Annotated in this window: 18 protein-coding genes and 1 tRNA gene; 12 read left to right on the top strand and 7 right to left on the bottom strand. The window is 71.6% G+C overall.

The window, feature by feature from the left end; translation table 11 throughout:
- Positions 1-5: 5 nt before the first annotated feature.
- Positions 6-875, top strand: coding sequence for a zinc metalloprotease HtpX (htpX, locus tag ESZ52_RS14795; protein ID WP_131105604.1), 870 nt, complete (start codon positions 6-8; stop codon positions 873-875).
- Between the two features lie 133 nt (positions 876-1008).
- Here the strand turns inward: htpX and ESZ52_RS14790 are convergent, their stop codons facing one another.
- The 4 genes from ESZ52_RS14790 to ESZ52_RS14775 all read right to left on the bottom strand — a co-directional run bounded on the left by ESZ52_RS14790 (position 1009) and on the right by ESZ52_RS14775 (position 3927).
- Positions 1009-2502, bottom strand: a complete 1494-nt coding sequence (locus ESZ52_RS14790; RefSeq protein ID WP_131105603.1) for a hypothetical protein — start codon at positions 2500-2502, stop codon at positions 1009-1011.
- Between the two features lie 73 nt (positions 2503-2575).
- Positions 2576-3118: an RNA polymerase sigma factor gene (locus ESZ52_RS14785; RefSeq protein WP_131105602.1), complete on the bottom strand. Its 543-nt coding sequence runs from the start codon at positions 3116-3118 to the stop codon at positions 2576-2578.
- Positions 3119-3246: 128 nt separating this feature from the next.
- Positions 3247-3777, bottom strand: a complete 531-nt coding sequence (locus ESZ52_RS14780; RefSeq protein WP_131105601.1) for a DUF421 domain-containing protein — start codon at positions 3775-3777, stop codon at positions 3247-3249.
- Between the two features lie 64 nt (positions 3778-3841).
- A tRNA-Tyr gene (locus ESZ52_RS14775) sits at positions 3842-3927 on the bottom strand.
- Positions 3928-4075: 148 nt separating this feature from the next.
- Between ESZ52_RS14775 and ESZ52_RS14770 the strand changes: the two genes are divergently transcribed.
- The 3 genes from ESZ52_RS14770 to rocD all read left to right on the top strand — a co-directional run bounded on the left by ESZ52_RS14770 (position 4076) and on the right by rocD (position 7346).
- Positions 4076-4573 carry a YajQ family cyclic di-GMP-binding protein gene (locus ESZ52_RS14770; RefSeq protein WP_131105600.1) on the top strand — a complete coding sequence of 166 codons (498 nt, stop codon included), beginning with the start codon at positions 4076-4078 and terminating at the stop codon, positions 4571-4573.
- Between the two features lie 40 nt (positions 4574-4613).
- A complete protein-coding gene (locus ESZ52_RS14765) occupies positions 4614-5963 on the top strand; it encodes an MFS transporter (RefSeq protein WP_131105599.1) in 1350 nt (449 codons plus the stop codon).
- A gap of 111 nt (positions 5964-6074) precedes the next feature.
- Positions 6075-7346 (top strand): ornithine--oxo-acid transaminase, encoded by a 1272-nt coding sequence (rocD, locus tag ESZ52_RS14760; RefSeq protein WP_131105598.1) that lies wholly within the window; start codon positions 6075-6077, stop codon positions 7344-7346.
- An 11-nt stretch (positions 7347-7357) separates the two neighbouring features.
- Here the strand turns inward: rocD and ESZ52_RS14755 are convergent, their stop codons facing one another.
- Positions 7358-8344: a helix-turn-helix transcriptional regulator gene (locus ESZ52_RS14755; protein WP_131105597.1), complete on the bottom strand. Its 987-nt coding sequence runs from the start codon at positions 8342-8344 to the stop codon at positions 7358-7360.
- A gap of 62 nt (positions 8345-8406) precedes the next feature.
- Here ESZ52_RS14755 and ESZ52_RS14750 point away from each other — a divergent pair, with 62 nt between their 5' ends.
- The 5 genes from ESZ52_RS14750 to ESZ52_RS14730 all read left to right on the top strand — a co-directional run bounded on the left by ESZ52_RS14750 (position 8407) and on the right by ESZ52_RS14730 (position 14040).
- Complete coding sequence (locus ESZ52_RS14750) at positions 8407-9189, top strand: alpha/beta fold hydrolase (protein WP_181010029.1); 783 nt, start codon at positions 8407-8409, stop codon at positions 9187-9189.
- A gap of 84 nt (positions 9190-9273) precedes the next feature.
- Positions 9274-9840 carry a DinB family protein gene (locus tag ESZ52_RS14745; protein ID WP_131105596.1) on the top strand — a complete coding sequence of 189 codons (567 nt, stop codon included), beginning with the start codon at positions 9274-9276 and terminating at the stop codon, positions 9838-9840.
- 263 nt (positions 9841-10103) lie between these two features.
- A complete protein-coding gene (locus ESZ52_RS14740; protein WP_131105595.1) occupies positions 10104-11162 on the top strand; it encodes a helix-turn-helix domain-containing protein in 1059 nt (352 codons plus the stop codon).
- 198 nt (positions 11163-11360) lie between these two features.
- Complete coding sequence (locus ESZ52_RS14735; RefSeq protein ID WP_131105594.1) at positions 11361-13016, top strand: flavin-containing monooxygenase; 1656 nt, start codon at positions 11361-11363, stop codon at positions 13014-13016.
- Positions 13017-13071: 55 nt separating this feature from the next.
- Entirely contained in the window at positions 13072-14040 is a 969-nt protein-coding gene (locus tag ESZ52_RS14730; RefSeq protein WP_131105593.1) for an alpha/beta hydrolase, read from the top strand.
- A gap of 169 nt (positions 14041-14209) precedes the next feature.
- Here the strand turns inward: ESZ52_RS14730 and ESZ52_RS14725 are convergent, their stop codons facing one another.
- Both ESZ52_RS14725 and ESZ52_RS14720 read right to left on the bottom strand, forming a co-directional pair.
- Positions 14210-16255: an acyl-CoA dehydrogenase family protein gene (locus tag ESZ52_RS14725; RefSeq protein ID WP_238154618.1), complete on the bottom strand. Its 2046-nt coding sequence runs from the start codon at positions 16253-16255 to the stop codon at positions 14210-14212.
- Complete coding sequence (locus tag ESZ52_RS14720) at positions 16255-17028, bottom strand: TetR/AcrR family transcriptional regulator (RefSeq protein WP_181010028.1); 774 nt, start codon at positions 17026-17028, stop codon at positions 16255-16257. Before ESZ52_RS14720 ends, ESZ52_RS14725 begins: the two co-directional genes overlap by 1 nt.
- Before the next feature lie 91 nt (positions 17029-17119).
- On the opposite strand from ESZ52_RS14720, the gene ESZ52_RS14715 reads away from it, so the two are divergent.
- The 3 genes from ESZ52_RS14715 to ESZ52_RS14705 are packed head-to-tail and all read left to right on the top strand — an operon-like array spanning position 17120 to position 20765.
- Positions 17120-18412 (top strand): acetyl-CoA C-acetyltransferase, encoded by a 1293-nt coding sequence (locus tag ESZ52_RS14715; RefSeq protein ID WP_131105590.1) that lies wholly within the window; start codon positions 17120-17122, stop codon positions 18410-18412.
- 2 nt (positions 18413-18414) lie between these two features.
- Entirely contained in the window at positions 18415-19848 is a 1434-nt protein-coding gene (locus tag ESZ52_RS14710) for a 3-oxoacyl-ACP reductase (protein WP_131105589.1), read from the top strand.
- Positions 19845-20765: a MaoC/PaaZ C-terminal domain-containing protein gene (locus tag ESZ52_RS14705; RefSeq protein WP_131105588.1), complete on the top strand. Its 921-nt coding sequence runs from the start codon at positions 19845-19847 to the stop codon at positions 20763-20765. The genes ESZ52_RS14710 and ESZ52_RS14705 overlap by 4 nt, the downstream gene beginning before the upstream one ends.
- The last annotated feature ends 17 nt before the right edge of the window (positions 20766-20782 follow it).

Genomic DNA, 20782 nt, shown 5'->3' with positions numbered 1-20782 from the left:
GAAGCATGCGCACCCACCGGAACGGACTGAAGACCGCCCTGCTCTTCGGCGCCATCTGGGCCCTCTTCCTGGGTCTCGGAGCCGTCATCGAGGGCGGTCGCTTCCTGTGGCTGTTCGCGCTGTTCGGCGTGGCCTCGACCGCCTACACCTACTGGAACTCCGACAAGCTCGCGATCCGGGCGATGCGGGCCCAGCCGGTCACGCCAGAGCAGCAGCCGACGATGTACAAGATCGTCGAGGAGCTCTCAGCCCAGGCCGGCCAGCCCATGCCCAGGCTCTACGTCAGCCCGACGGCAGCGCCGAACGCCTTCGCCACCGGCCGCAACCCGGAGAACGCCGCCGTGTGCTGCACCGAGGGGATCCTGCACCTGCTGGACGAGCGTGAGCTGCGCGGCGTGCTCGGCCACGAGCTGATGCACGTCTACAACCGCGACATCCTCACCGGCTCGATCGCCGCCGGTATCGCCGGCATCATCACCTCCGTGGCGCAGATGGCGCTGATCTTCGGCGGCCGCCAGCGTCAAGGAAACCCGATCCTGCTGCTGGCCATGGCGCTGCTCGCGCCCCTGGCTGCCAGCGTCATCCAGCTGGCCATCAGCCGGACGCGCGAGTACGACGCGGACCAGTCCGGGGCCGAGCTCACCGGTGACCCGCTGGCCCTGGCATCCGCGCTGCGCAAGCTGGAGGCCGGCACCCAGCGTGCGCCGCTCGCGCCCGAGCCCCGCGTGCAGAGCGCGGCGCACATGATGATCGCCAACCCCTTCCGTGCCCGCGACGTCGGCAAGATGTTCGCCACCCACCCCCCGATGGACCAGCGGATCGCCAGGCTGGAGGCGATGGCCAACGGGCAGCAGCCCGGGATCACCCGCTACTGAGTCTGGAAGACCTGCCGCCCCGTCGGTGCCCTCCCGCCGGCCTGCACCGGACACACCACCGCCCCGGGCAGCTGCCCGGGGCGGTGGTCTGGGCCCAGCCCGTCGGCCGGCCCAGCAAGGGAGGAGCCGTGCCTCACTCCCAGGACTGGTAGTCCAACGCCTCCTCCGCGAGGGCGAGGACCGAATAGTGCATCCCGTCGGCGGTCAGTAGCTTCCACACCGGGACCTCGATCGTCCCGCCGGTGTGGGTGTGCAGCGAGCCCTGCACCAGCTCGGCCCCCGTGACCGTCTTGTCCTTCATCAGGACGGGGATCCGGTCGCCGGGCGCCAGCGTGACCGGCTCGGGCACGTCATACACCGGCATGCTCGTCTCACCCTCCAGATACGGGGCGTAGTCCTCCGAGATGCTGACGTAGTGGTCCATGCCCCACTCTCGGGTGCCGAACCGCTCCACGGCCTCGGCCGCGGTGATCACCGGGTAGTCCCCCAGCGAGGTGAACTCGCCGACGTTGCCGTAGGCGCTGGTCACGCCCTCCGGGCCGACGACCGCGCTGAGGTTGAGCTGGCCGTACTCCATGCCCTCGGGCCAGTACTCCAGGTTGACGCTGCTCTGGGTGTCGTCGGCGTACACCTCGACGGTGTATCCGGTGGTGTCGATGCCCGCCGTCGCGAAGAACTCGGCGGCGATGGACTTGGCCTCCTCCTCGGACGGTGCGGGGCCCTCGGGGGTACGGCAGCTCTCGGGGCCGGGGAGCGGCATGTCAGGGCCGTAGGACCTGGCCCAGTCCTCCCGGATGATCTCCAGGTCCTGCTCCTCCAGCCCCTCGAACATCGAGCTGCACCATTCGCCGATGAACATCGACTCGTAGTGGAAGCTTAGCGGACCGCCGTCCACGCCGGCCTGGACCACCTCTCCGGATCCGGGATCGACGGCGCCGTGGGCGTAGGGGTTCCACTCGTCGTCCTCGGGTATCGGTCGGGGGTCCATCCCTAGCGCGTCGACGAGCCGGTCGACGAGCTCCTGTGGGTCCTGGTCGCTGGTCAACGCCCGTACCTCCCCGGTGCCGGGTCCCGTGGGCAGTCCCTCGCCGGGGACCAGACGCACCGGTCCCGGGTCGTAGGCCATCCCCATGTCGTCGGTGTACTCCTCGGCCATGGCGTCCTCCCCGCCCATGGCCATGTCCGCCCCCCCGGGGATCAGTCCGGGCTCGCCGTCCGCCCCGGCCCCGTCCGCCGCCTCGCCCTCCGGCGGGTCCACGTCCACGGGCACGTCGCCAACCTTGTCCTCGGCACCGTCCCCAGCACCGTCCCGCCCTGAGTCGGCACCCTCCTGCCCGGAGGACGCCGGGCCGACGGCCACCTGGGTCGTCGGCTCGGCCTGCTGCGCCCCCAGCGCGTAGCCGCCTCCACCCATGCCGATCGCCGCCACCGCGGCCGCAGCGATCCACGGCCCCACGGCACGGGGTGCCCGCAGCGGATCGTGGTGGAGCCGGGTGACCTCGTCCGACCCCTGGCTCGCCGGCGCCTTCTGGGCCACGAGGGCCCGCAGGGAGTGCAGGTCGGGGTGGGACCCCTTGGCGGGGTCGCTGATGCGCAGGCGGTCCATCGCTTCGTCGTGCTCGGTCATGATCTCTCTCCTTGGAGCGGATGCGAGTCGTGTCGTTCAGGCTGGTTCGGGGCCGAGGTCTGGGCTGGGGGGCTCAATGGTCCTCCGCCCAGGCCTCACGAAGGCGGGCCCGGGCTCGGGACAGCGCGGCCGCCGCGCCTCCCCGGGTCAACCCCAGTGCGTGCGCCATACCCTCACCGTCCAGGCCCTCCCAGGCGTGCAGCATGAGCACCGTGCGGTCCCTGGCGCTCAGCCGGCCCAGCGCCCGCCGCACCTCGTCGTCGGCCATCACCAGGTCGGCCGGGTCGACGCTGCGAGCAGGTTGCCCGCCCTCCTCGCTCCCGTAGTCCGAGAGCAGGGTGAGGGTGGGCTTGCGGCGGTGGTTGGCGAGCACGTACGACGCAGTCCGGTACAACCAGGGCAGCTCGAAGCCGGCCGGGATCTTGTCCCGCCGGCGCCAGGCCGTCGCGAACACCTCCGCGGAGAGGTCCTCGACGTCGACCCGGTCGGCCCGCCGGACGAAGTAGCGGTGGATCGCTGTCGCGTGCAGGGCGAAGAACCCGTCGAACCAGGTGGCGTCCCGGGGTTCCGGGTCCGCCACCGTCCCGGGGTCGTCCCCGGCCGTGCGAAGCGCCATCGCTCTTCCTTCCATCGGCGAAGGTGACGTCCTGCGCGACGTCACACCGGCACTATGTCCGGACGGGTGCCGGTGTTGCACGGGCCACGCCGTGTGGTCCGTGCGCAGCGCCGGCCGCGGCAGGTGCCTCAGGCGATCGTGGGCCGGGGAGGGCCGTCGATCTCCTCGTCGTCCGCGGCCCCGGGCCTGGCGATGACGCTGATCATGCCGTTGGGCTCGACGTAGGCGCGGTACACGTCGCCCGGGTCGGTGATGCCGTGGAGCCGCAGCTGGGAGAGGACCTCGTCGTGGTTCATCAGCTCGCGACGCATGACCCTGCGGTTGAGCTCCCCGTCCCGGATCAGGGCCTTCGGGCGGGCCTTGAGCAACCTGCCCAGGGGCGGCCAGCGGTAGGCGACCGCGTCGAGCGCCGCGCTCCATACCAGGATGGTGAGCACCAGGATCAGGCCGTCACCGATGCTCTCGGAGTCACCGAGCAGCCCGGCGCTGGCGGCGTAGGCCGCGAGCACCACGACCAGCAGGTCGACCAGGCTCAGCCCTCCGGACTCGCGCTGCCCCATGAGCCGCAGCAGCAGGAGGAGGGCCAGGAAGGTCACCGTGCCACGCACGACCAGCTCGACCACCGGCATGGTCGGGAGAAAGACGCTGCCCCAGTCCATCGGTTCCTCCTCGATGAGCAAAGAGGGGCACCGGGGTCTGACCCTGGTGCCCCTCGAGCGGTGCTGGTGGCAGGTGCAGGATTCGAACCTGCGTAGGCATACGCCGACGGATTTACAGTCCGCTTCCATTGGCCGCTCGGACAACCTGCCAGTGCGTCCCTGGCGGGGCGCGGATGACAGGATAACAGGCAGGACCACCGCAGCCGAACCGCGCACCACCGCAGTCGAGCTGCACTCAGCACCGCGCCCAGCACCGCACACAGACCGCATACCCCACCGCAGAGCAGGAGGCACAACCATGGCCGACTCGTCCTTCGACATCGTCAGCAAGGTCGACCACCAGGAGGTCGCCAACGCCGTCAACCAGGCCGCCAAGGAGATCTCCCAGCGCTACGACTTCAAGAACGTCGGCGCGAGCGTCGAGCTGGCGGGGGAGACGATCAAGATGACCGCCAACAGTGAGGAGCGGTGCAAGGCCGTCCTCGACGTCCTGCAGACCAAGCTGGTCAAGCGGGGGGTCTCGCTCAAGCACCTCGACTACAGCAACGACGGCGAGCCGCGGGCCTCCGGCAAGGAGTACCGGCTGGAGGCCGCCCTGACCGAGGGCATCTCGACCGAGAACGCCAAGAAGGTCTCCAAGATCATCCGGGAGGAGGGTCCCAAGGGCGTCAAGGCCCAGATCCAGGGCGAGGAGCTGCGGGTCACCTCCAAGTCGCGGGACGACCTGCAGGAGGTCCAGCGGCTGCTGAAGTCCAAGGAGCTGGACTTCGCGATCCAGTTCACCAACTACCGCTGACCTGCGGGGTGTGCCGGGCCCCGGCATACCATCGCTGCCCATGACGAGCGACGCGTCCGCGGCAGACCTGCGGCCCACCCGTGCGGAACGGATGGGCGGACTGCCCTACACCCGCAGACACACCCGGGTGCTGCTCGGCTCGGGCGCCGGCTGGGCGCTGGACGCGATGGACGTCGGGCTCATCTCCTTCGTCGGGCTGGCCATCGCCACCCAGTGGGACCTGAGCCGCACCGAGCAGTCCTGGCTGCTGACCATCGGCTTCGTCGGGATGGCCCTGGGGGCGACCGTCGGTGGGCTGCTCGCCGACCGCTACGGCCGGCGGACGGTCTTCGCCGCCACGCTGGTCATCTACGGGCTGGCGACCGGCGCCTCGGCCCTGGTCACCGGCCTGGCCGTGCTGCTCCTGCTCCGGTTCGTCGTCGGGCTGGGGCTGGGGGCCGAGCTGCCGGTGGCCTCGACCCTGGTGAGCGAGCTCGCGCCGACCCGGATCCGTGGCCGTCTGGTCGTCGTGCTGGAGTCGTTCTGGGCCCTGGGCTGGATCCTGGCCGCCCTCATCGGCTACTTCGTGGTGCCCCTGTCGGACGACGGGTGGCGCTGGGCGTTCGCGCTGGGGATGGTGCCGGCGCTCTACGCCGCGGTCATCCGCTGGGGGATGCCCGAGTCGCCGCTGTTCCTCGAGCGCCGCGGCAAGGTCAAGCAGGCCGAGGCCGTGGTGCGCTCCTTCGAGGAGTCCGCCGGCGTGGCCTCCCCACCGAGCCGGCCGCTGCCACCCACCCCGCCCCGCACGACGACGCCGCCCCGTGTGCTGTGGTCCTCCACCTACCGGGTGCGCACGGCCGGCATCTGGCTGGTCTGGTTCTGCGTGAACTTCTCCTACTACGGGGCGTTCATCTGGCTGCCGACGCTGCTCTACGACCAGGGCTTCGACCTGGTCCGCTCCTTCGGCTACACGCTGGTCATCACCCTCGCCCAGCTGCCCGGGTATGCCGTGGCCGCCGTCCTGGTGGAGGTCTGGGGCAGGCGGGCGACCCTGGCCACCTTCCTACTGGGCTCGGCGTTGGCCGCGGTCGGCTTCGGGCTCTCGGACCAGGTGTGGCAGATCATCGTGGCCGGGTGCGCGATGAGCTTCTTCAACCTCGGCGCCTGGGGCGCGCTGTACGCCATCACCCCGGAGATCTACCCGACCTCGGTGCGCGGCGCTGGTGCGGGCGCGGCGGCCGGCTTCGGCCGGATCGCCTCGATCATCGCCCCGCTCAGCGTCCCGGTGATCCTGGCGACGTGGGGCAGTGCGGCCCTGTTCGGGCTCTTCGGCGGCGCGTTCGTGGTGGGCGCCGTGGCCGCATACCGCATGCTGCCCGAGCGGGCCGGCGACGCGCTCGACGTGCACTGACCGTGGGCAATGGATGCATAGTTATACTGAGGGATGTATGACTTCTCGGCCTGGTGTGGCGTCCGATCACCTCCGGCCGGGCCCCGCCCCCGCACACCTAGGATGACGCGCATGACCGACCTCTCGACGAACGTTGCGACCGACCTCTCGACCGACCTCTCGACCAACCTCTCCACCAACCAGGACTACATCGACCTGGAGGACCGGGTCGCCGCCCACAACTACAGCCCGTTGCCGGTGGTGGTCGAGCAGGCCGAGGGCATCTGGGTCACCGACGTCGAGGGCAACCGCTACCTCGACGCGCTGTCGGGCTACTCGGCGCTCAACTTCGGTCACCGGCACCCCGCCCTGGTGCAGGCCGCCAAGGAGCAGCTGGACCGTTCGACGCTGACCAGCCGCGCCTTCCACAACGACCAGCTCGGCCCGTTCTGCGTCGCGCTCGCCGAGCTCGTCGGCAAGGACATGATCCTGCCGATGAACACCGGCGCGGAGGCCGTGGAGACCGCGCTGAAGATCGCCCGCAAGTGGGGCTACCAGGTCAAGGGTGTCGCCGACGGCCAGGCCCACATCATCGTCATGGACGGCAACTTCCACGGCCGCACGACGACGATCATCTCCTTCTCCGACGACCCGGAGGCGCACGACGAGTACGGCCCCTACACCCCGGGCTTCACCTCCGTGCCCTACGGCGACCTCGCCGCGATCGAGGCCGCGATCACCGAGAACACCGTGGCCGTGCTCGTGGAGCCGATCCAGGGCGAGCAGGGCGTGAAGATCCCGCCGGAGGGCTTCCTGCCCGGGCTGCGCCAGCTGTGCACCGAGCGCCAGGTGCTGATGATCGCCGACGAGATCCAGGCCGGCCTGGGTCGGGTCGGGACCACTCTGGCCTGCCAGTACGAGGGCGTCGAGGCCGACCTGTACACGCTGGGCAAGGCGCTCGGCGGCGGCATCGTCCCGGTGTCGGCCGTGGCGGCCGACGCCGAGGTGATGAACGTCATCACCCCGGGCACCCACGGCTCGACCTTCGGCGGCAACCCGCTGGCCGCGGCCGTCGGCAAGGCCGTCTGCGACCTGCTGGCCACCGGTGAGCACCAGCGCCACGCCGCAGAGCTGGAGGGCCAGTTCCGGCAGGCGCTGCAGGCCCTGGTCGGCAACGGCGTCGACGAGGTCCGGGTCCGCGGGCTCTGGGCCGGCATCGACATCGACCCGGAGCTGATGACCGGCAAGGAGGCCTGCAAGCAGCTGGCCAAGAAGGGGGTCCTGGCCAAGGACACCCACGGCTCCACGATCCGCCTCGCGCCACCGCTGACCATCACCGCCGAGGAGCTGAAGGTCGTGACCGACGCGCTCACCGAGGTGGTCACCGAGGCGCAGCAGGCCTGAGCTCGAGCACTCTAGGTCTCCTGGTCGCCGGGGACGGACCCCCCGTCCCCGGCAGCCTCGGCCAGGATCTCCGCCAGCTCGCGCACCCGGTCCCGCAGCTCAGGCGGTTCGAGCACCTCGAAGGGCACACCGAGCCAGAGCGCCTCGCCGATGAGGTGGTCCAGCGTCTCCGCCCCGGTCTCCAGCTCGCAGGTGTCGTCGCCCAGGTCGGTGAGCGTCCCCGCGTTCTGCGGCACGCGCGCGGCGACCTCGTCGAGCGGCGCGTGCAGCCGGAGCCGGGCCACATACCGGTAGGGGGAGCGGATCACCGACTCTCGGACGTAGCTCACCGCGTCGGGCGCCGGCCGGGGGGTGAACCGGAAGGTCGTCACGTGCAGGGAGTCGGGATGCACCCGGTCCAGCCGGAACGAGCGCCAGTCATCCCGGTCGAGGTCGTAGGCCAGCAGGTACCAGCGTCGCCCCATCGCGACGACGCGGTAGGGCTCGATCCGTCGCGCCGTGGTGGCCTCGTCCCGAGCGCTGTAGGTCAGCTCGAGCCGCACCTTGTCCCGGCAGGCGCGGGCGACGGTGCTGAGCAGGCGGGCGTCCACCGGCATGCTGACGCCCTCCACGGCCACCACCGCCTCGTTGAGCGCCTCCACCTCCCCGCGCAGGCGGCTGGGGAGGACCTGGTCCAGCTTGGCCAGCGCCCGCAGCGCGGACTCCTCCACGCCGGTCACCGAGCCGCCGGCGGCCAGCCGCAGGCTGACGGTCACGGCGACGGCCTCGTCGGGGTCCAGGAGCAGCGGCGGCAGCGTTCCTCCGGCGCCGAGCTGGTACCCGCCGCCGATGCCGGCGCTGGCCCGCACGGGGTAGCCCAGCTCACGCAGCCGTTCGACGTCCCGCCGGACGCTGCGCGTGGTGACCCCCAGCCGTTCGGCCAGTTCCGGCCCTGTCCACATCGCCCGACCCTGCAGCAGCCCCAGGAGCCGTAGCACCCGTGCGGTCGTGTCGGCCATGCGACCCACCTTGCCACTGATCGCGGACCGATACTGTCCGCGGGCCCGGACATGCTCGGGGTATGCAGAGCAGCCAACCTCCATCCCGGACCTCCTCTCGGCCCACCCGTTCCGCCCCGCCCCACGTCGTGCTGGTCCCCGGCTTCTGGCTCGGGGCCTGGGCCTGGGACGACGTCCTGCCCCACCTGCGCGAGCGCGGCCTGGAGCCGGTCGCTCTCACCCTTCCGGGCCTGGACCCGAGCGGCGACGCGGCATCGCGGGCCGCGGTGACCCTGGAGGACCACGTCCGGGCGGTCGAGGACGCCATCGACGCGGCGCCCGAGGAGGCGTCCACGGTCCTGGTCGCCCACAGCGGCGCCGCCGTTCCCGTGACGGCAGCCCTCGACCGCCACGTCGAGCAGGTCACTCACGTGGTGTGGGTCGACACGGCGCCGGTGGTCGACGGCTTCGCGCTCGACCCCGAGGCGGACGGGACGGAGCACCCGCTGGACGCGCAGTGGGACGACGAGCTGGAGCAGGGGTCGATGGCCGGCCTCGACGAGGACCAGCTGGCCACCTTCAGGGAACGGGCCGTCCCGCAGCCGGGTGCGGCCCTGCGCGAGGCGGTGCGGCTCACCGACGAGCGGCGGCTGGACGTGCCGATGACCCTCGTCGCGACCGCGTACAGCGGCGCCGACTACCGCAGCTACGCCGAGCAGGGCATGCCCTTCCTGGCCGGGCTGCTGGAGTACCGCCGCCTCGAGGTCGTCGACCTGCCCACCGGCCACTGGCCGATGTGGAGCCGCCCCGCCGACCTCGCCCAGATCATCGCCGACCGCGCCCTGGGCCGGCCCGGCACCGTGTGATCCCGCCTGACTCCGACTGACCCCGACTGACCCCGACTGATCCGGCTCGGCATACCCGAGACCGACCGAGAGAGCGAGACCCCCATGGCCGACCTGACGACCCAGCTGCACGACCAGCTCGAATGGCACTGGCAGGCGCTGGCCCGCCCGAGGCTGGACGGGCTGACCGACGAGGAGTACCTGTGGGAGCCGGTTCCCGGCACGTGGAGCGTCCGTGACCGCGACCAGGACTCGCCCTCCTCGGTGAACCGGCGCGTGGGCGAGGGGCGGCGGGTGCTCGAGTACGGCATCCCTGAGCCCGACCCTGCGCCGTTCACCTCGATCGCCTGGCGGCTCGCGCACGTCGTGGTCGGGGTGCTGGGTGGCCGGGCAGCCAGCCACTTCGGCGGTCCGGAGATGAGCTACGAGCGCTGGGAGTACGCCGGGACCGCCCAGGAGGCGCTGCGCCAGCTGGACGCGGCGTATGCCGCCTGGTCCGCCGGCGTGCGTGCCCTCACCCCGGAGGCGCTCGCCGCACCCGTGGGCCCCGCGGAGGGTGACTTCGCCGAGGAACCGATGATCACCCTGGTCCTGCACATCAACCGGGAGTGCATCCACCACCTGGCCGAGGTCGCCCTGCTCCGCGACCTCTGGGCCCACGGCCTGCGCTGACCCCCGCCCCCTCCCGACCGGACACGGCAAAGGGCCCGACCGGACACGGCAAAGGGCCCGACCGGACACGGCAAAGGGCCCGACAGGACATGCCGTGGCGTGTTCTGCCGATCGGCCCTGTAGGCCCATGGCCCGAGGTCTCCACCGGCAACATGGTCAGACCTCAGGCTGGACATCCACCCTGGTGCTCCCTCATCGCGGTGAGTAATCTGCCTCGCATGTGGCCACCGGGCAACGTAGCCGGCCTGACAGCCCCTCGGTCCGTGAGACCTGACCCCACGGACGGGGCTCCGCTGTGGGAGCTGCTCGACGACCTCCTCGAGTCCGAGGCGCCCCTGGAGCACGTGCTGGCGGCCGCCTCAGCGGCGCTCGGTGGCCGGGTCGGGGTGCTGCTCCCCGACGGGCGCAGCCTGGCGCTGGGCGAGCACGGGAGCCTCAGGCACGCCCCGGCTCCGGCTGACGCGTCCAGCTACCGCCTGCCCGACGGCACCGCGACCTGGGTCCAGTCGCCGTCCGGCCCGGTCGGCGACGGCACCCTTCGTCACCTCGCGCTGGTCGCCCGCGCGGCTCTCACCTCCCGTACGCCGCCGGTGACCACGGTGGCCGGCCAGCTGGCCACTCTCGTGGACCTGCGCGCGGACCCGATGAGCCGGGAGCGGGCCCTGCGCTACCTGCACCTGCGCGCCGACTCGCCCGTCACCGCGGTCCTGCTGGTCGGTGATGAGAAGTGCGCGGGCCGGGTGTGCGAGGGCCTGCGGGAGCGGTCCGACCTCGTCCGCCACGGGGTGGTGGACGGCATTCATCTGTGCTTGGTCCACGGCGAAGTCGACTTAGAGGGTCTCGACGTCCCGACCGGTCTACGCTCGTCCATCTCCGCCACACGCCCGGCCCGGGAGGCACCGACTGCCTGGAGCGAGGCGCGGCTCGCCCTCCGGTTCGCCCTCCCAAGTCGTCACGACCACGGGCCGTATGCCGCCCGTGAGGCGGTCCTGGTCCGCAGCGAGCACCTGGGCGGGTACGCCCTGCTGGCCAGCCGGCTCAACCCGGACGACATCCTCCAGGTGCCCGACGTGCAGCACCTCGGCGTGCTGTGTCGTGAGCTCGGCGACACCGAGATGCTCGACATCCTCGAGGCCGTCGCGGCGACGGACTCGCTCCGCAAGGCTGCCCAGGCGGTGCACATGCACCACAACACGGTCGCCCGACGCGTGGAGCGGGCCGAGCAGGTCCTGGGCTTCCCGCTCACCGAGCCCTACGGGCGCACCCGGCTGTTCCTAGCGCTCGTGCTGCGTCGGCTGTACGGCTCGCGCGACCTCGGCTGACCCGCCGGCCGAACCTCGGGAGCAGGCCGGTGCGCCAGATGTGCGCACCAGCAGGCCCAGGTCGCGCCATCTGCACCGTGACTCAGATCACACCCTCGCGCAGGGTGGGTGATGCCCATCCGCACACCGATGCTCTCGGACGCGGACGTCCCAGAGCGCCCCGGGACCTCCCGGGGGACACCACGAGGAAGTGGGATCATGACTCGCGAGTCGACGACGGAGTACGACGCGATCATCGTCGGAGCCGGTTTTGCCGGCATGTACCAGCTGCTGCGCCTGCGCGAGGACCTGGGGCTGCGGGTCCGGGTCTTCGAGCGAGGCACGGGGGTCGGGGGGACGTGGTACTGGAACCGCTACCCGGGCGCCCGCTGCGACGTGGAGTCGCTGTTCTACAGCTACTCGTTCGACGACCAGCTGCAGCAGGAATGGCAGTGGACCGAGCGCTTCCCCACCCAGCCCGAGATCCTGCGCTACGCCAACCATGTCGCCGACCGGTTCGACCTGCGCCCGGACATGAGCTTCGAGACCTCGGTCGAGTCAGCGGTGTATGACGATGACCGTCACCGCTGGCAGGTCACCACCGATGACGGGCAGCGCTACGAGGCACAGTTCCTCATCACCGCGGTCGGCTGTCTGTCCGCCTCCCGGGTGCCCGACTTCGAGGGCGTGGAGGACTTCACCGGCGAGACCTACCACACCGGCCGGTGGCCGCACGAGGGCGTCGACCTCTCCGGCAAGAAGGTCGCTGTCATCGGCACCGGGTCCTCCGGGATCCAGGCGATCCCGGTGATCGCCGCCCAGGCAGAGCAGGTCACCGTCTTCCAGCGGACCCCGAACTTCTCGGTCCCGGCGCAGAACCGCCCCCTGGACCCCGAGGAGCAGGCAGAGGTCAAGGCCCACTTCCCCGCCCTGCGTCAGCAGGCACGGTTCTCGCCCGCCGGGGTGCTGGTCTCCGACCCCATCGGCGCGACGGCAGACCTGCCGGAGCAGGACCGCGCCGCGGAGCTGCGCAAGCGCTGGGACGAGGGAGGCGCGACCATCATGAGCGCCTTCACCGACACCGCGGTCGACGAGACCGCCAACGAGGTCACGGCCGAGTTCGTGCGCGACCAAATCCGCAGCATCGTCAAGGACCCGACGACGGCCGAGCTGCTGCTGCCGCGCGACCATCCCATCGGCACCAAGCGGATCTGCATCGACACCGACTACTACGAGACCTACAACCGGGACAACGTCCGCCTGGTGAGCATCCGCGAGACGCCCATCGAGCGAATCACCCGGGCCGGGGTCCGCGTCGACGGCACCGACTACGACGTGGACGTCATCGTCTTCGCCACCGGCTTCGACGCCATGACCGGCCCGCTCAACCAGATCGAGATCCGAGGGCGGGGAGGGCAGCTGCTCCGCGAGAAGTGGGCCGAGGGTCCCCGGACCTACCTCGGGGTGGCGAGCGCCGGCTTCCCCAACCTGTTCATGATCACCGGGCCCGGAAGCCCCTCGGTCCTGAGCAACATGATCGTCTCGATCGAGCAGCACGTGGACTGGATCAGCGACTACATCTCCGCGATCCGCCGGGACGGCCTGGCGGCCGTCGAGCCGGAGCAGGACGCGGAGGACACCTGGGTCGAGCACGTCAACGAGGTCGCCTCCTACACCCTCTACCCCAAGGCCGCCTCGTGGTACATGGGCGCCAACATCCCGGGCAAGCCTCGGGTGTTCATGCCCTACCTGGGCGGGGTCGGCGCCTACCGCGAGCACTGCGCCACCGTCGCCGAGCAGGGCTACCCCGGCTTCACCCGGGTGGGCGTCCCCGTGCCGAGCGACCCCGCCCCCGCGGTCCCCGCGCCCGCCTGAGCACCCTGCATACCCGTCTGCACCCCGTGCACCACCCCCACCCGAAGGAGAACGCATGACCACCGTCAGCACCCGTCACCTCGTCGACCCCGAGGTCGCACCCATGCTCGAGGTCTTCCCCCCGCTCAACCTCAGCGCGGAGACCCTGCCCCTGGTGCGTCAGGGGATGGCCGTCCCCGTCGAGGGCGCCCCGGATCCCGCAGAGGTCTATCCCGATGTCACCACCACCGAGAAACATGTGCCCGGCGCCGAGGGTGACCCCGACGTCCGCATCCTCTACTACGAGCCCACGAACCGGACGACGCCAGCCCCCGCCCTCGTCTGGGTCCACGGCGGTGGCTACGTGCTGGGCTCGGCCGACGCCGACGAGATGCTCTGCCGGCGGATCGCCACCGAGACCAACGCGGTGGTCGCCTCCGTCGACTACCGGCTCGCGCCGGAGACCACGGCACCGGGATTGGTGGAGGACTGCTACGCGGCCTTGCGCTGGCTGCACGTCAACGCCGCGGACCTCGGAGTCGATGCCGGCAGGATCGCCGTCGGCGGGCTGAGCGCCGGCGGTGGACTGGCCGCGGCGCTCTCGCTACTGGCACGGGACCGGGACGAGTTCCCGATCAGCTACCAACTGCTCATCTACCCCATGCTGGATGACCGCACCGCCTCGACGACCGACCCGCACCCGCACGCAGGGGAGTTCGTCTGGACGCCGGCGGACAACCGGTTCGGCTGGGCGTCGATCCTGGGTCACGAGCCGGGCGGTGAGGACGTCTCGCCGTATGCGGCCCCAGCGCGCGCCGAGTCGCTGACGGGTCTGCCGCCGACCTTCATCAGCGTCGGGTCCCTCGACCTCTTCCTCGAGGAGGACATCGAGTACGCCCGACGGCTCATCTGCGAGGGGGTGCCCACAGAGCTGCACGTCTACCCGGGCGGCTTCCACGCCTACGACCAGATGCCGGAGGCGCGCATCACCAGGGCCTACTACCGGGACTTCGTCGAGGCCCTGCGCCGCACCTTCCACGGCTGACCGCTCGCGCGCCGGAGGAGGACGCGCTCCACGCGGTGCCCTCCTCGACTTGTCGCCCGAGGGTGCCCGTCGCGTGCCCGTCAGGACACGCCCCCGTGTCCTGACGGGCCGTTTCGCGCGCTCTGTCGGGCCTCTTGACGTGCTCTGTCGGGCCCTTTGACGTGCTCTGTCAGGCGGGGGCGCCCGGGGTCCACCGGGCCAGCGACTCGGGGTCCTCGGCGAGCATCGCGGAGTTCAGCCAGGCCTCCGGGACGCCCATGCCCTCCACCAGGCTCAGGGCGTCGGGACGCAGCTCGGCGCACAGCTTGTTGATCTGCGCGGTGACCGCCTTGGCGCGGGCGGCGGACATCCGGTTGTGCGACTGGAACCACCCGGAGTCGGCCTCGATCGAGCTGAGCGCGTAGAGGGTGCAGAGCCGTTCCAGGACCGCGCGGGCCTCGCCTTCCTCGCAGGCGTCGATCCCGGCGACGAAAGCCTCGAGCACGAGCCGGTCCATGTGGGTGCGCGCCGCGAGCAGGACGTGGTCCTGGGCGAAGTTGAACGCCTCGAAGGAGTCCTCGTCCTTGGCCCGGCCACGCAGCCGGCCCACCGCCGTCTCCAGCACGTGGCGCTCGCGGTCGGCGAACATCGACAGGTGCCAGCCCCGGTCGAGGAGCGTCTCGTCCTCGGACTTGCGGGCCGCCGCGGCGATGAGCCGCTCCACGAGCGGGCGCACCGAGGTGGCCTCGACGACCTGGCCGCCGAAGGTGCGGGCGGCGAACTGCACCATGCCCCGCATGTCGAGGTCGCCCCACATCTCGCGGTAGCCGGTGAGCAGGCCCTTGGCGACCAGCTGCAGCAGCACGGTGTTGTCGCCCTCGAAGGTGGCGAAGACGTCGGCGTCGGCGCGCAGTGTGGTCAGCCCGTTCTCGGACATGTACCCGGCACCGCCGCACGCCTCACGGCATACCTGGATCGTGTCGTTGGCGAAGCGGGTCATGAGCGCCTTGAGCCCTGCGGCACGGGTCTCCAGCTCGCGCTGGGCCACCTGGTCCTTGCCCGGCATCTCGTGCAGCTCCTGCAGCCGCTCCACGATCTCGTTGAGGGCGAAGGTGTGCGCGTAAGCCGTGGCGATCGCCGGGACCAGCTTGCGCTGGTGGGCCAGGTAGTCCATCAGGACGACCTCGCCGTCGTGGCCCGGGGCCGAGAACTGCCGCCGGCGCAGGGCATACCGGGTCGCGATGGAAAGAGCCTTGCGCGAGGACACCGCCGCGCCGGCCGCGACGCAGATCCGGCCCCGCACGAGCGTCCCCAGCATGGTGAAGAAGCGCTTGCTCTCACCCTCGATGTCGGAGACGTAGGCACCGGAGTCGTCGATGCCGCCATACCGGTCGAGCAGCATGCGGCGCGGGACCCGCACCTGGTCGAAGGCGATCGTGCCGTTGTCCACCCCCAGCAGGCCGCCCTTGTGCCCGTTGTCGCCCAGCGTCACCCCGGGCAGGGGGGCGCCGGCCTCGTCCCGCACCGGCACCAGGGCCACGTGCACGCCCTGGCCCTGGCCGTCGACGATGAGCTGGCCGTAGACGGCCGCGATCCGCGCGTCCTCCGCCGCGGCACCGATGTAGGTCTTGACCGAGGACGGGGTGGGGGAGTGCACGACCAGCTCGTCGGTCTGCCCGTCGTAGGTGATCGTCGTCTCCAACGAGGCGACGTCCGAGCCGTGCCCGAACTCGGTCATCGCGTAGCAGCCGATCTCCTCCATGGCCAGGTTGGCGGGCAGGAACTGCTCGTGATGCCACTGCGTGCCCAGCGAGGTGACCGCTCCACCGAAGAGGCCGAAGTGGACGCCGCTCTTGACCGTGGTCGAGAGGTCGCCGTGCGCGGTCATCTCGAAGTCGACGCAGGAGCGGCCGAGGTCGTCCAGCCCGCCCTGCTCGACCGGGAAGCCGCTGCCGGCCATGCCGAGGTCGACCAGCTCCTTGAGGGTGTGCCGCGTCCACTCGCGGGCCTGCGCCATGCTCTGCGCGGGGTCGCGCACCATGAGCTCGGCGGGGACGGTGGCCCTGGCCAGCGCGCGGACCTGCCCGTAGCGGCCGCCGGTGGCCTCGCGCAGCGCCTCACCCAGCTCGGTGAGCTGCTCGGGGTGGGTCGCCGAGGTGGCGGCGGCGGAGGCTGCGGCCGGCATCTCCACATCGGTGCGCGGGCGGGTCTGGTGGGTGGGGGTCTGGGTGGTCATCATCGTCCTTTGCTCGGGTGCGGCTCAGGTGTGGGGCTCGGTATGGGGCTGGCCCGGTCTGCGCGGACAGGCGCCCCCGGGTCCGGGTCTTCCGGTGCAGGGTGGCTCAGGGCCGGGCGGATCAGGGCCACGACGGCGTGGGTGACGTCGTCGACGGTCGGGGTGGGGGTGCCCGTGCTGTGTGGCGTGCGGGTCAGCCACTGGTCCGCCGCGGAGCGCACGAGGCCGACGATGCCGTGACCCCATACCGGGGCCAGCAGGTCGGCCTCGGCGGCCCGTCCGGTCGTGGACAGGTGCTGGTGCAGCACCTGCGTCAGCTGCTCACCGATGTGCCCGGTGATCTGTCGGATGGGGTCGCTGGGGTCGCCCTCGGTCGTCTCCAGGGGCCGGGTCATGACGAACCGGTAGATCGCCGGGTCGCGCTCCACCATGTGCAGGTAGGAGCTGACCATCGCGGCGATCCGGCTGACGACGTCCTCGCCGCTCTCCCGGGCCGCCGCCAGGTCGGCCAGGATGGTCTCGTCGACCGAGGCCACGACCGCGTGGTAGAGCCCGGACCGGTCGCCCAGGTGCCGGTAGAGCACGGTCTTGCTGGTGCCCGCCGTGGCTGCGATCTCGTCCATGCCCACACCCGCGCCGTGCTTGCGGATCGCCTTGAGGGCAGCCTCCACCAGCTGCCGGCGCCGCTTGGCCCGGTGCGCCTCCCAACGCATGTCGCGACCGTCGCGAGCACCGTTGGGCAGGATCGTGGGGGACTGGCCAGGTGACCTCATAGCGTCAGGGTACCGGGTACACCTCGTATCGGCTACAGTCGGTATCGGATACATGCCGATCGATTTTCCCTGCATAGCCAAGGAGCACCCGATGCCCGACCAGCCCACCGTGCGAGACGCCGTCGTCGTCGGCGGCAACCGGATCCCCTTCGGCAAGGCCGGGGGCGCGTATGCCGCAGCCTCCAACCAGGCCATGCTCACCGCCGCCCTGGACGGGCTGGTGGCCCGCTTCGGGCTGGCCGGTCAGCAGGTCGGTGAGGTGGCGGCCGGCGCCGTGCTCAAGCACTCCCGTGACTTCAACCTGACCCGCGAGGCCGTGCTCGGCTCGGCCCTGTCGCCGACGACCCCGGCCTATGACCTGACCCAGGCCTGCGGCACCGGCCTGGAGACCGTCATCCAGGTCGCCAACAAGATCAAGCTCGGTCAGATCGACTCCGCCGTCGCCGGCGGCGTCGACTCCGCCAGCGACGCCCCGATCGCCGTGGGGGAGGGTCTGCGCAAGGCGCTGATCAAGGCCAACGCCGCCAGGTCACCCATGCAGCGGATCAAGGCCCTGGCCACCATCCGACCCGGCGACCTCGCACCCGAGACCCCGCGCAACTCCGAGCCGCGCACCGGCCTGTCGATGGGCGAGCACCAGGCCCGCACCACCAAGGAGTGGGGCATCACCCGCGAGGCCCAGGACGAGCTGGCCGCCGCGAGCCACCACAACCTGGCCCGCGCCTGGGACTCCGGCTTCTTCGACGACCTCGCCACCAGCTTCCTCAAGCTCTCCCGCGACCAGGGTCTGCGGCCCGACACCTCGGTGGAGAAGCTGGCCACGCTCTCCCCGGTCTTCGGCAAGGGCGAGGGCGCGACGATGACCGCCGGCAACTCCACCCCCCTCTCCGACGGTGCGGCGGTGGTGCTGCTGGGATCGCCGGACTGGGCCGAGGCGCACCGGCTCCCGCAGCTGGCCCGGTTCGTCGACGCCGAGGTCGCCGCCGTGGACTACGTCTCCGGTGAGGAAGGGCTCCTGATGGCCGGTGCGTATGCCGTGCCACGCCTCCTGGCGCGCCAGGGCCTGACCCTGCAGGACTTCGACTACTACGAGATCCACGAGGCCTTCGCCTCCACCGTCCTCAGCGTGCTGAGGGCCTGGGAGTCGGAGGAGTACTGCCGGGAGCGGCTCGGCCTCGAGGCCCCCCTGGGTTCCCTCGACCGCAGCAGGCTCAACGTCAACGGCTCCTCGCTGGCCGCCGGCCACCCGTTCGCCGCGACCGGCGGGCGCATCGTGGCCACGCTGGCCAAGATGCTGCACGAGAAGGGCCCGGGGAGCCGTGGCCTCATCTCGATCTGTGCTGCCGGCGGCCAGGGTGTCGTCGCGATCCTGGAAGGGTGCTGACCATGGCCGACCTCATGCAGATGCTGACCACCAACCCGCTGGCCAAGCAGCTGGGCGTGCCGCAGGCGGCCAGGCTGCGCCGCGGTCGCGCGCTGCCGACCGGGCCGGTCGTGCTCGGCGTGGCCGGGGGAGCAGGGGGTGCGGCCCACCTGGTCCGGGACGCGCTCGGCCTGCTGGGCGTCGAGCCCCAGGACGCCCTCGTCGACACCCCGGACACCCGGGTGAGCCAGACCGACGACAAGGGCCGCACCCGCGAGGTGCCGGCCCCGTACCCCGCCACGATCGGTGCCCTGGTCGTCGACGCCACCCAGGTGACCTCGATCGCCGACCTGGAGTCGGTGCGCGGGCTCCTGCGGCCGGCGATGAAGGGACTGGAGACCTCGGGCCGCGTCATCGTCGTCGGCGTCGAGCCGGAGACCTCCGGCGCGCCGACGGCCGTCGCGGCCCAGCAGGCGCTGGAGGGCATCGTCCGCAGCGTCGGCAAGGAGCTGCGGGCGGGCGCCACCGCCAACCTGGTGCGGGTCGACCTGTTCACCGGCACCCCGACCACTGCGGCGGACCTGGGCTCCACGCTGTCCTTCCTCCTCGAGGGACGGTCCGCCTACGTCTCCGGCCAGGTCCTGCACGTCGGCGCCGCCACCAGCCCGGTCGCGGTCGACGACCTCACCACCCCCCGCCCGTTCGAGGGCCAGGTGGTCGTCGTGACCGGCGCGGGCCGTGGGATCGGTGCCGCCATCGCCGAGACCTACGCCCGGGACGGCGCCCTCGTCGTGGCGGTCGACGTCCCCGCCGGCGGCGAGGGGCTGACCGCGGTGACCAACCGCATCGGCGGCACCGCCCTGCAGCTGGACATCACCGCACCCGACGCCGGCCAGCGGATCGCTGCCCACGTGGCCCAGCGGTTCGGCGACGCCGCCCGGATCCACACCATCGTGCACAACGCCGGGATCACCCGCGACAAGCTGCTGGCCAACACCGACGAGGAGCGGTGGGCCAGCGTCCTGGAGGTCAACCTGGCCGCCCAGATCCGCATCAACGACGTCCTGCTCGACCCGGACCTGCCCGGCGGCCTGGACGACGGCGGCCGGATCATCGGCGTCGCCTCCACCTCCGGCATCGCCGGCAACCGCGGCCAGACCAACTACGCCGCCTCCAAGGCCGGCGTCATCGGGCTGGTCCGCGCCATGAGCGCCGACCCCAGGCTGGCCGAGCGCGGCATCACCGTCAACGCGGTCGCCCCCGGCTTCATCGAGACCGAGATGACCGCCCGGATGCCGATGGGCACCCGCGAGGTGGCCCGCCGGATCAACTCCCTGCAGCAGGGTGGCCGTCCGGTCGACGTCGCCGAGGCGATCGGCTACCTCTCCCAACCCGCCTCCGCCGCCGTCACCGGCCAGGTGCTGCGCGTCTGCGGCCAGTCCCAGCTGGGAGCATGAGCATGACCGACACCACTCCCGCCCCCCACCCGCAGGACGGACCCGCCGCTGACCTGGACGTCCACCTCCTCGACGCCACCCCGCGCATCGCACCGCTCTTCGCCAAGGCGGTCGCGACCAGCCGCGGACGACCCGGCGCACGGGGCAGCCTCCCGCGGCGCCGGGTGATGCTCACCGGCGTCGAGCAGGACGTCCGGCGCCTGGCCGACTACTGCGAGGTCATCGGCGCCACGCTGTCCGACCGGCTGCCCACCACCTGGCTGCACGTGCTGACCTTCCCGCTGCAGGTCCAGCTGATGGCCGACCGGGCCTTCCCGTTCCCGATGATGGGCATGGTCCACGTCGCCAACGCGATGACCCAACATCGGTCGGTGACCGTCGACGAGATCCTCACCCTGTCCTCCTGGGCCGACGGCCTGGCCCCGCACCGCAAGGGCCACACCGTCGACCTGCACGGGGAGGCCCGGGTCGGGGACGAGGTGGTCTGGGAGGGACGGTCGACCTACCTGGTCCGCGGCCAGGGCGACGAGAACGCTGCCGAGGCGTCTTCTGGTGAGCGGCACGACATACCGCGGACCGAGCTGGCCACCTGGCGCCTGCCCAAGGACCTGGGCCGCGACTACGCGAAGGTCTCCGGCGACGCCAACCCGATCCACCTGACGGCCCCCACAGCGAAGGCGCTCGGCTTCCCCCGCGCCATCGCGCACGGTATGTGGACCCACGCCCGGGCGCTCGCGGCGGTGCAGCCGCGCCTGCCGGAGGCGTGCGGGATCGACGCGCAGTTCGTCAAGCCGGTCCTGCTGCCGTCCACGGTGGTGCTCCGGGGCGGTATGCAGCTCGCGGGCGGCGACCTCGCCGTCACCTCCCGCGACGGTGAGCGGGTGCACATGACGATGCAGGTGGGTCCTCGACCCTGAGTCGCGGTGGCCCGCGC

The sequence above is a fragment of the Ornithinimicrobium sufpigmenti genome (genome assembly GCF_004322775.1).
Classification (GTDB): domain Bacteria; phylum Actinomycetota; class Actinomycetes; order Actinomycetales; family Dermatophilaceae; genus Ornithinicoccus; species Ornithinicoccus sufpigmenti.
Note: the sequence above shows the minus strand (reverse complement) of the source record. Positions and strands in the feature narration are given on the sequence as shown.